We start from the raw sequence: 13,813 nt of genomic DNA on the forward strand, positions 1-13,813 counted from the left end.
CCTACGCACTACGCCGCTTCTCATTCCGCACTGCGTTGTCAGTGGTGCGCATTATAGGGAATTCTCCTTTTTTTTCAACCCTATTTCTTAATTTATTTTTCGTTTGATTTATATTTAATCATTTTGAAAAATTAATTTAACGTTACAAATTCAATTTTATTTAAATTATTCATAAGATTAATTAAATATACACCATCAACCTAGCCCAATAAAATATCTAGCGTTGTTTTTGAATATTAATTTAAATAAATAGCTAATAAATATACTAATACTTATAGTTAATAGTAATAAACAAATTGCACTTAATGTAGCTATAGTGCCATTATCTGTCTTGATGATATATCCATAGGGGGATTTTTGAAGCAAATATTCTAATTTAAATACGATTATTTCATGTATAAAATAAATTGGAAAACTATAATTAGCTAATTTTGAGAACAAACAATAAATTCTTCCATCATTATTTTTTTGATTTAAGCCATCTAAAAAATATAATGCTAGTATAAAAAGAATTATTTTTTGTAATGTATCTAAATAGATATTTGCTATGCCGATTGTATGTACATATCGGTGTAAATAAGGTACAGAAAAACATAAACATAAGAAAATAATTAACACCCATAAATTATCTTTTACCGATTTCATAATGAGATCATAATTTTGTTTTAGCATCATCCCTATCAAATAAACGGGCCCAAAATGTAATAAGTTAAATAGTGGTTTATGGAAGTCCGGTTTGGTGAACATAATCACCCATACCATTGATATTAATCCAACAATAATAAGATTTTTTTTAGACCAATAATATAATAAAGGAGCCAGTGCATAAATTATCATAATCATTGGAATAAACCATAATGGCAATAATTGCGAGCCAGTTATCATCATGATAAAAATGCTTTTTATGATATTATCTCCATGTTCTGAATATAGTGGTAATTGTGAAAGCGAATCATAATGGAGAAATATAAAACAATATATTGATACAAATATGTAAGGAGAAAGTACATTTTTGATTTTAGACAAATAATAGGTTTTCGTGTCATATTTATATGTTAGATGTTGAAATAAAAAACCTGCAATCAAAACAAAAAAAGTCGTGAAGTTAAAGGCGAAAAGATTTAAGAATGAGAAAAGATAAGTATGATTAATTAGATTTTCATTTTTAAATACACCTAAACAATGACTAAATACAATCATGACTATCGAAACACCTCGCAATAGGTGAACTGAATTAATTTTTCTGCTTTTTGTCGTTATCATAATGAACTTGTTTCAAAAATATGCGGATAATCATTACACTTACTATGTAATACCTAAATTATTAAAATTAATAGGAATTTTATTCTTAGCAGAAGGCTAAGAATAAATAAAATTGTGATTAATATAATTTAACTGAATTTAACCAAAGAGAGGCTAATAACTTTAGTTTCTTATTTATTATTATTTTAATTTTTTCTCTGCAAATGAACATAAAGGAGTAATTTCCCTATTTTCTTCTTGTAATCGATGGACTGTGAGCTCAAGAAGTTTATCGGCAATTCCTTGACCTCTATAAGCAGGATCAACAAAAGTATGATCAATTGTTGCTTTATCTGTCCCTATTCGCGTAAATGTTATTTCGCCGATTTCATTATTATCATCAGTGTAAACATAAAAACGATTTTTATCTTCATTATAATGTAATGACATAATACCCCCTTATGACTTTGTTATGATAATAAAGTATTTTGCCATTGTTAAAATGGCAAAATAGTAAATTAATATAATTTAGAATAAACGTTTAGCTGTATTGTATAAATCCATATCAAATGGACGTTTCATATTTGTAATGGCGTCAATGATATCATGATGTACAAGTTTACCATTTTGTATACCAACACAGCGTCCAGCATAACCATCAATTAACAATTCAACAGCAAATGCGCCCATTCGAGATCCTAAAATTCGGTCATAAGGTACCGGTGAACCACCACGTTGTACATGTCCTAAAACAGTGGCTCTAGTTTCATGATGAACTGCGCGTTCAATTTCAGCCGCTAGTTTATTCACATCACACATATGTTCTGTTACAGCAACGATAGCATGCGTTTTACCTTTAGCAAAACCCATTTTAATTTCTTCAATTAAATCTTCCTGTGTATAAGATACTTCAGGAATAATCATAAACTCACAACCACCTGCAATGGCTGAATTTAAGGTTAAATCTCCACAATCACGTCCCATTATTTCAATAACTGAAATTCGATTATGCGAAGAACAAGTATCCCTTAATTTATCAATTGCTTCTACCGCTGTTGAAAGGGCAGTAAAATAACCAATAGTATAATCCGTACCACGAATATCATTATCGATAGTTCCTGGTAATCCAATACATGGAAATCCTTCTTCGGTTAATTTCATCGCCCCCATATAAGAACCATCACCACCGATAACAACTAACGCATCAATGCCATGTTGCTTTAAATTAGCAATGGCTGTTGCTCTTACTGTTGGGTCTTTGAATTCAGGAAAACGCGCAGATCCTAAAAATGTGCCACCACGTGTAATAATGTCAGAGACACTATGCCGAGATAATTGATTAATACGATTTTCACAAAGTCCTAAATAACCATCTGTAATACCATATACTTCTAAATTTTCAGTTAATGCAGCCCGCACAACACCACGAATTGCCGCATTCATTCCCGGTGCATCACCACCACTTGTTAAAACACCTATTTTTTTTATCATTTGTTATGCTCCCGTTATTTATTTTCTGTTCATTATAGAGGGATAAAGTATGTCTAACAATAGATGAAAAATGCTATTTAACTCGATTTTGTTGGATTATTAATCGCTCCTGGGGCAAAACAGAAATAGGATCTTGATGAATAATGACATCTGCCGGAGTAAATGTTTCTGCAATCTGCTTTTCAATCGCATCGGCTATAGCATGCGCTTTTAAAAGCGAAATATTATCATCTAATTCTATATGTAGTTGAATAAATTTGATAGGACCTGCTTGTCTTGTCTTTAACTCATGTACACCATGCACGTCAGGAAAAGATAGTGCAATTTTAATGATTTCTTCATTCATACTAATAGGTAACGCTCTATCAAGAAGATCTTGAATAGCCGAATAAATGATTTTACAGGCATTATAAAATAAGATTAGCGCAATAATAAAGGCAACAAGCGCATCAGCATACCAAATCCCATACCAACTTAAAAAAAGCGCGACAATAACAGCAACATTGACAAATAAATCTGCTGAATAATGAAGCTTATCGGCATTAATTGCCTTACTTTTTGTCAATTTGATAATACGATTTTGATAACAAACTAGTATGAACGTCATTATGATCGAAATACAAGATACTAGAATACCTAATAGAGGCATAGTAACAGGAATTGGATAAAAAAGGATTTTAATACTATTAAAAAGAAAAAAAGATAAAGAACCAATAATAAATGCACTTTGTGCTAATGCTGCTAATGATTCTGCTTTTCCATGCCCAAAAGTATGACCTTCATCAGGTGGCTTTAAGGCATATCTAACTAATAAAAAATTTAAACCAGAAGCAAGAAGATCAATAGATGAATCCAATAAAGAGGCAAATAAACTTAGTGATCCTGTTAACCAAAAAGTAATGCATTTTATAATTATAAGAATTATTGATAAACAAACTGCATATAAGGTCGCTCTTTTTATGAGTTTAGCATAACGATCATAACTTACCATTTTATGCACCTATTTTTTGAGCATTGAAATTATGGGTAATTATAAAGAAAATACGAAAGATACTATTTTAAATTATTAAAAATAATTGATTATTTTAAGTGAAAAAAGTATTAAATAATAAACGAGGATTTTCCCGTTTTATCAAACAGGAAAATCGATAAAATAAAACTTATTATTTTGTAGTTTGGTTTTCATAATAAGGCGAACGCGGTCCATACTGTAAATTTTTATTGTTACCCGTATTTGATGGTGCCAATAAACGATTCACAGCAATATCACTAATTTCATAAGTTTTATCTAATGAAGTATTGATAATATGTTTAGCAGCTGTTTGAACAAGTAAACTCATTAAACCAAAATTAACAGTACTATCATTCTCTAAGCTTGATGCTGAAGCTATACCACTCCAAAGGACTTTTCCAGTTTGCAAATTAACTAACTTGCCGCTTACTGTAACATGCGTATCACTTTGAATAACTTGATAATCCGTTCCAAATGAGGTTACATCAATATATAAAGCCGCATCAGCTTTAAAAATTTGATATAGTTTTTGTGGGGAAATATTATGGATATCATTTGCAACTGTAACGCCATTTTGTTTAAAAATTTCATCAGTTACAACCACGGGTAAAACATAATAGCCTGCCTCAGATAATGGATATGTTACATTTGATAAAACCGTATAGTTTGCTTTAACATCATTTGTGTTATTTTTTGGCATCAACACTAATATTGTTCTCGGGACTTCTGGTTTAGTTTCAACAACATCAGAAACAGAATTATTATTACTACAACCCGTAAGTAAAAGAGGCAAAGTAACAATTAATAATAAAATAATTTTTTTCATTTTTATTTTCCTTGAATTTTTTTATTCATAAAATCAACAAATTCTTCTGATTCTGGAAATTTTTGTTTTTCTAAGGCTAGCTGTTCCTTTGCTTTATCCATTGATCCTTTATTTATATAAAGCATTGCAAGATGAGCATGGAAACCTGGTGGAACAGGTTTATCTGAACCATTTGCTTTTATGAGCGTTTGTTCAAGGAATTCAATTTGTTGTTGTTGTGAAACTTTATCGCTTTGGTAATAGTTATATAATTGAGTTTGGTAATCACCCCAATAATAAATTGTTTTTTTAGATGAAGAACATCCCGTCATTAAAATAAGACATGAAATTAATAGGGAAAACGAAAAAATAAATTTACCGTTCATTGAGAAATATTCCTTTCTTTGATGAATAATTAACTTGTTAAATTAAGTCATTATTGTTTAATGATTATTTTCTAATTTATCAATAAGATTATTAACAGCATCTCTTAATGCTAAATCTAATACTTTACCATTTAACGTTGAATCATAACTTGCAGTTCCACCAAAACCAAGGATATCTCGATTCGATAATTTATATTCACCAGCACCTTGACTTGAATAAACAACTTCAGACGTTTTGACATTTATCATATTAAGTGTAATTTTGGCATATGCAATTTGCTGTTTACCTTTACCCAAAATCCCCCATAACTGATGATCACCTACTTCTTTTCGTCCAAATTCAGTAATATCACCGGTTATGATATATTTAGCGCCTTTAATAGATTGTGTTTGTTTTGAAAAATTGGCTTCTTGACTAATTTCAGTTAAATTTGTTCTATCTAAAACATTAAAATAATTAGACTGTTGTAAATCACTGATTAATAATGTTTTAGATTGATTTCCTAAACGATCAACACCATCAGAAAAAATCCCATTTAAAAAATTGGAACGATTATCAAATTTACCGATAGCAACTGGGATTTTGTCTCCTTGAGTTTGATGAACTTTAACCGCTGTTTCTTTTACATCAATACTATGTGATGATTCTGTTGCACACCCAAAAAGTAAAGAAGTAGAACATAATAATGCACTAATAACTAAGAAAGATTTTTTCATTTGAGATCCCTAAGCCTTATAAAAGTTTTTATAAATAAAATATGACCTAATTAAAATAATTAAATTTTAAGGTTAAACATTTTGAATAAACGAAAATATATATCTTTTTTTAAATCGATACACACTATAAGGTATAAAGACTAAAATAGCTACTATTATTTAAGAAATAAACATCACATAATGCGAGATTTTGATACGAGGGTTAATTAATAACTCATTGGATATTTAAAAGAAAAATAAAGCTTAATTGAGATTAATGCTTCTTTGATATAAGAAAATTAAAAAATAAGTTAAAAGAATCAGTTAATTAACTGATTCTTTTAATATTCGCACCTAATTTATTAAGCTTGGCTTCTATTTCTTCGTAACCACGGTCAATATGGTAAATACGATCAATTACTGTTGTTCCTTCGGCAATACAGCCCGCTAAGACTAAACTTGCCGATGCTCTTAAATCAGTCGCGATAACTTGAGTGCCACCTAATTTTTCAACACCATTCGTAATTAAAGTATTTCCTTCAATTTCGGCATGGGCGCCCATGCGAACTAATTCAGGAATATGCATAAACCGATTTTCAAAAATTGTCTCTTTAATAATACCTGTGCCTTCAGCAATAATATTAAGTAAAGAAAATTGTGCTTGCATATCCGTTGGGAATCCAGGATGTGGAGCTGTATAGACATTCACAGCTTTAGGTCGTTTACCTTTCATATCTAACGTAATCCAATCCTCACCAATTGTTATATCAGCGCCGGCTTCGCTTAATTTTGCAAGCACAGCATCTAATAAATGCGGGTTCGTATTTCGACAAGTAATTTTTCCTCTAGAAACGGCCGCCGCGACTAAAAAAGTGCCCGTTTCAATTCGATCTGCGACAATTTCATGAACACCGCCATTTAATTTTTCTACCCCTTCAATCGTAATGCGATCGGTACCTGCTCCTGAAATTTTGGCGCCAAGTGTATTTAAGAATTTTGCGGTATCAATAATTTCAGGTTCACAAGCAGCATTTTCAATAATTGTTGTACCCGTTGCCAATGTAGCTGCGGACATAATGGTAACTGTTGCCCCGACACTAATTTTATCCATCACAATATGCGCACCTTTAAGGCGCCCATCAACGGAGGCTTTGACGTAACCGCCATCAAGCGTAATCGTTGCACCAAGTTTTTCTAACCCTGCAATATGTAAATCAACCGGTCTATCGCCGATAGCACATCCACCAGGAAGCGACACTTGCCCTTGTCCAAAACGAGCAACTAGAGGACCTAAAGCCCATATCGATGCACGCATCGTTTTAACTAATTCATATGGAGCACAATAATTATTGATTTGACTAGCATCAATAAAAATAGCGCCATTACGTTCATATTTAACACCTAATCGCTGAAGTAATGCTAATGAGGTATCAATATCTTTTAATTGAGGAACATTATGTATTTCAACTAAACCTTGCGATAAAATAGTCGCAAACAAAATCGGCAATGCGGCGTTTTTAGCACCCGAAATAATCACGTCACCTGTAATAGTTTTTGGACCGACAACTTGAAACTTTTCCATTAACAACTCTTAGATAAAAAAAATTAGTAAGCATTATAAAAGTTATTTGCGGATTGATAAATCAATTTTGCTAAATAAAATAATGACAATGTTAGTTTATTTTTTAAAATTATTTTATTAAATTTGTATCAATATCTTATTTTGAAGGTAATAAGCATAAATTTTACGTTGTTTTTATTCAATTATATTCATACATAGCAGTTATTTATTTAATTTGATAAACTAGAAAGCATCAAAGTGATTATAATAAATATGATTTAAAAATGGATTATGATATTGCAATTATCGGCTTAGGTCCTGCTGGAAGTACCTTAGCACGTTTACTTGACCCTTCTTTCAAAATTATTGCATTAGATAAAAAACATCAATCAGAGCCTGGCGGATTTTATAAACCTTGCGGTGGTCTTTTGGCTAAAGATGCACAAAAAGCCTTTGTGCGTTTAAAATTAAATATGCCTACAAATATACTGACCGATCCACAAGTTTTCAGCGTAAAAGTATATGATCTCGCCAGTAAATTAATTCGCAATTATTATAAACATTACGTAAATTTCGACCGGCATAAATTTGATTTATGGTTAAAATCTTTGATTCCATCACATGTTACCGTGTTGCATAATACCTTATGTCAAGACATTGGTCGAACAATTGACGGTTATCAAATCAGTTATTTAGATGATAATCAGCAACAACATAAAGTGACTGCACGTTATGTTATAGGTGCTGATGGCGCTAGCTCTCTTATCCGCCGTTTACGCTATCCGAACCATAAAATTACACAATATATTGCTATCCAACAATGGTTCAAAGAACAGCATCCAGTACCATTTTATTCATGTATTTTTGATAATAAAATGACAAATTGTTATGCTTGGAGTATTTCTAAAAATAATCATTTTATAGTTGGCGGTGCCTTTCCTAAAAAAGATGCTATTCAGCGTTTTGAAGCATTGAAAACAAAATTATCTAACCAAGGATTTATTTTTGGTGAATTGATTAAAACCGAAAAATGTAGGGTGATTTATCCTCATCGATTTGGGGATTTTTATACTGGTAATGAGAATATCTTTCTCATTGGTGAAGCGGCTGGTTTTATTAGTGCAAGCTCACTCGAAGGCATTAGTTATGCTTTAGATAGTGCTGAGATTTTAAGTAAAATTCTAAATAGTCATCACTCCAAACCTAATAAAAAATATTATCAAAAAACGATACCGTTACGATTAAAATTATATGGTAAAATTTTAAAAGCTAAATTTTTAACAACTCCATTTTGGCGTAAATTGATTATGCGTAGTGGTATATCGCATATAAAAATAGAATAAAGAGAAAGGTTATGGCAGATATTCAAGATCTCATTCGATCTAATCATGAATGGTCCGAAAAAATAAAAAAAGATGACCCTGATTTTTTCAAACAATTAGCGATATCACAAAATCCTAAATATTTATGGATAGGTTGTTCTGATAGTCGAGTTCCCGCAGAAAAATTAACAAAATTAGAGCCAGGTGAATTATTTGTTCACCGTAATGTTGCCAATCTTGTTATTCATACCGATTTAAATTGTCTTTCTGTCGTTCAATATGCCATTGATGTACTAAAAGTCGAAGATATTATTATCTGCGGTCATTTGGATTGTGGCGGTATTCGCGCCGCAATAGAAAATCCTGATTTAGGTTTAATTAATAATTGGTTATTACATATCCGTGATTTATGGTTTAGATATAGTTCAATCATTGGTAAATTTCCATCTCATAAACGTATGGATATTTTATGTGAAATAAATGTAATTGAACAAGTATATAACTTAGGACATTCAACCATAATTCAATCAGCCTGGCAACGTGGTCAAAAAGTTAATTTACATGGCTGGGTATATGGAATCGATAACGGTAAAATATCCGATTTGCATATTTCTTCTTCGAGTCGGGAAACACACGAAATTAGTTATCGCGAAGCCATATCAACATTATTAAATCAACATGAAATTTATGAAAATAATTAATCCATTGAACAATGGATTAATTGAATTACTTACTAATTTATCCAATTAATTAATTTTAAAATATCAATTAAATCGATAGATAACTTGGTTACTACTACCGCGCCAAAGTAATGTTCTATCTGCAAGCTCTTGTATAAATTTTCCATCAATAAGCACATCAATAAAAGGAATGACAGATTGCTGTAATTCATTCAATTCCGATAATTTATACCCCGTCCATAACCAAATATCTTTACCAATACATTCATTTTTAACACGTTTAGCTAATTTTAAGATGCCATTAATATTTTGCGGGTGCAAAGGATCCCCACCTGAAAGGGATAATCCTTGCCTTTTGATATCATTTGCTTGTAAATCAGCAATGATCTTATCTTCCAATTCTTGCGTAAAAGCCCGCCCAGAATCTAATGCCCATGTTGATTTATTATAACAACCTCGACATTGATGAACACAACCCGCTACAAATAATGTACATCTTGTCCCTTCACCATTAACCACATCAACCGAATAATAACGATGATAATTCATACTAAATCCTCTGGATCATCAATTTTTCCATTTTGAAGATGTTTAATACGACGTTTAACTTCCTCTTGTTTACCTGCATTAAATGGTCTTGCATCAGGACTACCTAAATAGCCACAAACACGTCTTATCACTGAAACCTTCTCGGTTTCATGATTATCGCAACTTGGGCAAACAAATCCTTTCGATGTACATAAAAATTCACCTTTATAACCACACGCATAACATTCGTCTATTGGTGTATTTGTGCCATAATAAGGAACTTTGTTATAACTATAATCCCAAACATCTTCTAATGCTTTAAGATTATTAATCATATTTGGATATTCACCATAACAAATAAAACCACCACTCGCTAATGGAGGATAATCTTTTTCAAATTCTAATTTTTGATAAGGATTAACTTTCTTTTCAACATCTAAATGAAAACTATTCGTATAGTAACCTTTATCTGTAACGCCTAAAATATTACCAAATTGCGCTTGATCTAATCGACAAAAACGATCACATAAATTTTCACTTGGTGTACTATATAAACTAAAAGCATAACCTGTTTCTTGTTTCCAACGGTCGACAGCGACACGCAAATAGGCAACAATTTCAATACCTTTTTGGTTAAGATGATGATTATCAAATGGATGAGTTTGATTTCCATATAGAGCATTTAAAGTTTCATGAATACCAATAAATCCGAGAGAAATCGTTGCTCGCCCATTTTTAAAAATTTCACTAATATTATCATCAGCATTTAATCTTACTCCACATGCACCTTCCATATACAAAATAGGTGCAACTCGTGCTTTGACAGTCTCTAGATGCTCTATTCGTGTCATTAGAGCTTTTTTACTGATAAGTAAGCGCTCATCTAATAATTGCCAAAACTTTTTTTCATCGCCTTTTGCTTCAATGGCAATACGCGGTAGATTTATACTAATTACGCCTAAATTATTGCGCCCTTCGTGAATTTGTACACCATCTTCTTCATAAACACTTAAAAAGCTGCGACAACCCATTGGCGTTTTAAAAGAGCCTGTGACTTCAACAAGCTTGTCATAATTTAAAATATCAGGATACATTCGCTTACTCGCACATTCTAAAGCTAATTGTTTGATATCATAATTAATATCTCCCTGTTTATAATTAACACCATCTTTAATAGCAAAGACAAGTTTAGGAAATACTGCTGTTTTATGATGTCGACCTAACCCCTGCACACGAATGTTTAAAATGGATTCTTGTATTAAACGAGACTCAAAACTTGTCCCTAAACCAAATCCAAATGTAACAAAAGGTGTTTGTCCATTAGCAGTATGTAATGTATTAACTTCATATTCCAGCGATTGAAATGCATCGTAACATTCTTTTTTGGTTCGACTTTCTGCATAAGCACAAGGATTAGCTATCTGCCATTCTTCAGCCACTTTTTTATGTTTTTGATAGCTTAAAGTGACATATTTAGCTAAAACTTCATCAATTCGATTGATTGTAGTGCCACCATAAATATGACTAGCAACTTGAGCTATAATTTGTGCGGTAACAGCTGTTGCTGTCGCAATCGATTTTGGTGATTCGATTTCTGCATTCCCCATTTTAAACCCATTCGTTAACATACCGTCTAAATCAATTAACATACAATTAAACATTGGGAAAAAAGGGGCATAATCTAAATCATGATAATGTATTTCACCACGTTCATGAGCATCTGAAATATCTTTCGGTAATAAATAATGTTTAGCATAATGCTTAGCAACGATACCCGCTAATAAATCTCGCTGAGTTGGAATAACTTTACTATCTTTATTTGCATTTTCATTCAAAATAGCAAAATTATTTTGTTCAATTAATCCTTTTATATCTTGTGTTAAACGACTACGTTGTTCACGAGCTTTATCTCTATCATGACGATATTCGATATAGGCTCTAGCAAGATTTTTATAAGGACCTGACATCAATTTATCTTCAACCGCTTTTTGGATTTGGTCAATATCTACCACATCAAACTCAGCAACTTGTTTTGTCACGGCTTTAGCAATTTCTTGGCTATATTCAATATCATCCACCTGAACAGCTTGCGCCGCTTTGGTAATGGCGGCTTCGATTCGACTTTCATCGAATTGTGTTTTATACCCATCTCGTTTTACTACAATTGGCATACCTATATTCCTCAGCTCTAAATGATTAACAGCACAGACAAAACTTATCATGATTTTAAAAAAATATTAATGATATCGCACAAACACTATATATTGTGTTTGTTTTTAAATTATAAACCATATGTTGTGATTTTCTAGTTTTTTAAAAAAATTTTTCAATAATATTTAATGTCATAATCATAATGATTAAATGAATAAATTAAGCAAAAGACTGTTTCAAAATTTAAAAAAAGAAATGAAAAAAATACATGCAAAGAAATGCTATCAATAATAAATCGAACTCTTCATAATTATTGATACTAAAAAATAAAAAACGCCACTCAAAGTGGCGTCTAAACTTATTACAGCAAAAATAAATTACTTTTTCATCCAATCAGTGTGGAAAGTTCCCTCTTTATCGATACGCTTATAAGTATGCGCACCAAAATAATCTCGCTGAGCTTGGATTAAATTTGCCGGTAAAACAGCTGAACGATAACTATCATAATAAGCAATTGCAGCTGAAAAAGTTGGTACAGGGATCCCTTGTTGGATAGCCAAAGAAACAACATCGCGTAATGATTGTTGATAATTATCAACCGTTTTTGAGAAATAAGGTGCTAATAATAAATTATCAATATGATTATTTTCTTGATAAGCATCCGTAATACGTTGTAAAAATTGTGCTCGAATTATACAACCTGCCCTAAAGATTTTAGCAATTTCGCCAAAATTTAAATTCCAATGATATAAGTCTGAGGCTGCTTTTAATTGAGCAAATCCTTGTGCATACGAAATAATTTTACCCATATATAATGCTTGGCGGACTTTTTCAATTAACGCTAACTTATCGCCAGTAAATGCAACAGGTTTAGGCCCTTTTAATATTTTAGAAGCCGCAACACGTTGATCTTTAATTGCAGATAAATATCTTGCAAACACTGATTCGGTAATAAGTGATAAAGGTTCACCTAAATCTAAAGCACTTTGGCTTGTCCATTTTCCAGTTCCTTTATTGCCGGCCGCATCTAAAATAACATCAACCAAATATTTACCCGATTCATCTTTATGCTTAAAGATATCGGCAGTAATTTCGATAAGATAGCTGTCTAACTCGCCTTTATTCCACTCAGTAAACACATTAGCAATTTCATCGTTAGATAGTCCAACGACATGCTTTAAAACAGAATAACTCTCAGCAATAAGCTGCATATCCCCATATTCGATACCATTGTGAGCCATTTTTACATAATGCCCAGCTCCATTTGGACCGATATAAGTCACGCAAGGCTCACCATCTACTTTAGCGGCAATTTGTTCTAAAATAGGCGCAACAAGCTCATAAGCTTCTTTTTGTCCACCTGGCATAATTGAAGGGCCTTTTAATGCACCTTCTTCCCCACCAGAAACACCTGCACCAATAAAATTAAAACCATCATTTGATAACATTTCGTTACGACGAATAGTATCTTCAAAAAAGGCATTGCCACCATCAATAATAATATCGCCTTTATCTAACAGAGGAACTAACTCGTTAATAACCGCATCGGTACCTTTACCTGCTTGAACCATAATTAAAATTTTACGTGGTTTTTCGAGCCCATTAACAAAATCTTGAATATTATAATAAGGAACTAAATGTTTACCTGGATTTTCTGCTATAACTTCTTCTGTTTTATCTTTAGAACGATTATAAATAGCAATCGAAAAACCACGACTTTCAATATTAAGCGCTAAATTTCGACCCATTACCGCCATTCCAATCACACCAATTTGTTGTTTAGACATTATTAGGCTCCTTAAATTAATCTTTTAAAACTAAATAGCCAGTTTTATTAACACTGACTTTATCTTATATATATAAATAAAATGAATTGTCAAAATACATGATAATTCCATTATATTTGAGTATTATTAACAAAATGCGTTATTAATAAATA

13 protein-coding genes are annotated in these 13,813 nt (G+C 31.7%); 2 read left to right on the top strand and 11 right to left on the bottom strand.

The genetic code is table 11. The features are described 5' to 3' along the window. Positions 1-195 precede the first annotated feature (195 nt). From ACSYSW_RS00230 to murA, 8 genes are all read right to left on the bottom strand, one after another. Positions 196-1,200, bottom strand: coding sequence for an acyltransferase family protein (locus tag ACSYSW_RS00230; protein WP_491706269.1), 1,005 nt, complete (start codon positions 1,198-1,200; stop codon positions 196-198). 243 nt (positions 1,201-1,443) lie between these two features. After that, the gene (locus tag ACSYSW_RS00235) at positions 1,444-1,692 is read right to left on the bottom strand and encodes a GNAT family N-acetyltransferase (RefSeq protein ID WP_491705258.1); all 249 of its coding nucleotides are present in this window, start codon (positions 1,690-1,692) and stop codon (positions 1,444-1,446) included. A gap of 78 nt (positions 1,693-1,770) precedes the next feature. Then, positions 1,771-2,733: a 6-phosphofructokinase gene (gene pfkA / locus ACSYSW_RS00240; RefSeq protein ID WP_491705257.1), complete on the bottom strand. Its 963-nt coding sequence runs from the start codon at positions 2,731-2,733 to the stop codon at positions 1,771-1,773. Positions 2,734-2,806: 73 nt separating this feature from the next. Continuing rightward, positions 2,807-3,724 (bottom strand): cation diffusion facilitator family transporter, encoded by a 918-nt coding sequence (locus ACSYSW_RS00245; protein WP_491705256.1) that lies wholly within the window; start codon positions 3,722-3,724, stop codon positions 2,807-2,809. Positions 3,725-3,896: 172 nt separating this feature from the next. Further along, complete coding sequence (locus tag ACSYSW_RS00250) at positions 3,897-4,571, bottom strand: GNA1162 family protein (protein ID WP_491705255.1); 675 nt, start codon at positions 4,569-4,571, stop codon at positions 3,897-3,899. A gap of 2 nt (positions 4,572-4,573) precedes the next feature. Continuing rightward, complete coding sequence (locus tag ACSYSW_RS00255; protein ID WP_491705254.1) at positions 4,574-4,936, bottom strand: DUF4810 domain-containing protein; 363 nt, start codon at positions 4,934-4,936, stop codon at positions 4,574-4,576. Positions 4,937-4,993: 57 nt separating this feature from the next. Further along, positions 4,994-5,653 carry a CsgG/HfaB family protein gene (locus ACSYSW_RS00260; protein WP_491705253.1) on the bottom strand — a complete coding sequence of 220 codons (660 nt, stop codon included), beginning with the start codon at positions 5,651-5,653 and terminating at the stop codon, positions 4,994-4,996. Between the two features lie 307 nt (positions 5,654-5,960). Then, positions 5,961-7,214 carry a UDP-N-acetylglucosamine 1-carboxyvinyltransferase gene (gene murA, locus ACSYSW_RS00265; protein WP_491705252.1) on the bottom strand — a complete coding sequence of 418 codons (1,254 nt, stop codon included), beginning with the start codon at positions 7,212-7,214 and terminating at the stop codon, positions 5,961-5,963. A gap of 263 nt (positions 7,215-7,477) precedes the next feature. On the opposite strand from murA, the gene ACSYSW_RS00270 reads away from it, so the two are divergent. Together ACSYSW_RS00270 and can are read left to right on the top strand one after the other, a co-directional pair. Then, positions 7,478-8,536, top strand: a complete 1,059-nt coding sequence (locus ACSYSW_RS00270; RefSeq protein ID WP_491705251.1) for an FAD-binding protein — start codon at positions 7,478-7,480, stop codon at positions 8,534-8,536. 11 nt (positions 8,537-8,547) lie between these two features. After that, entirely contained in the window at positions 8,548-9,216 is a 669-nt protein-coding gene (can, locus tag ACSYSW_RS00275) for a carbonate dehydratase (protein ID WP_491705250.1), read from the top strand. Between the two features lie 63 nt (positions 9,217-9,279). Here the strand turns inward: can and nrdG are convergent, their stop codons facing one another. The 3 genes from nrdG to gnd all read right to left on the bottom strand — a co-directional run bounded on the left by nrdG (position 9,280) and on the right by gnd (position 13,661). After that, positions 9,280-9,744, bottom strand: a complete 465-nt coding sequence (gene nrdG, locus ACSYSW_RS00280) for an anaerobic ribonucleoside-triphosphate reductase-activating protein (protein ID WP_491705249.1) — start codon at positions 9,742-9,744, stop codon at positions 9,280-9,282. Beyond that, positions 9,741-11,894, bottom strand: a complete 2,154-nt coding sequence (gene nrdD, locus ACSYSW_RS00285; protein ID WP_491705248.1) for an anaerobic ribonucleoside-triphosphate reductase — start codon at positions 11,892-11,894, stop codon at positions 9,741-9,743. Before nrdD ends, nrdG begins: the two co-directional genes overlap by 4 nt. 357 nt (positions 11,895-12,251) lie before the next feature. Next, the gene (gene gnd / locus ACSYSW_RS00290; protein WP_491705247.1) at positions 12,252-13,661 is read right to left on the bottom strand and encodes an NADP-dependent phosphogluconate dehydrogenase; all 1,410 of its coding nucleotides are present in this window, start codon (positions 13,659-13,661) and stop codon (positions 12,252-12,254) included. Positions 13,662-13,813 lie beyond the last annotated feature (152 nt).

Source organism: Gilliamella sp. ESL1225, assembly GCF_058502635.1.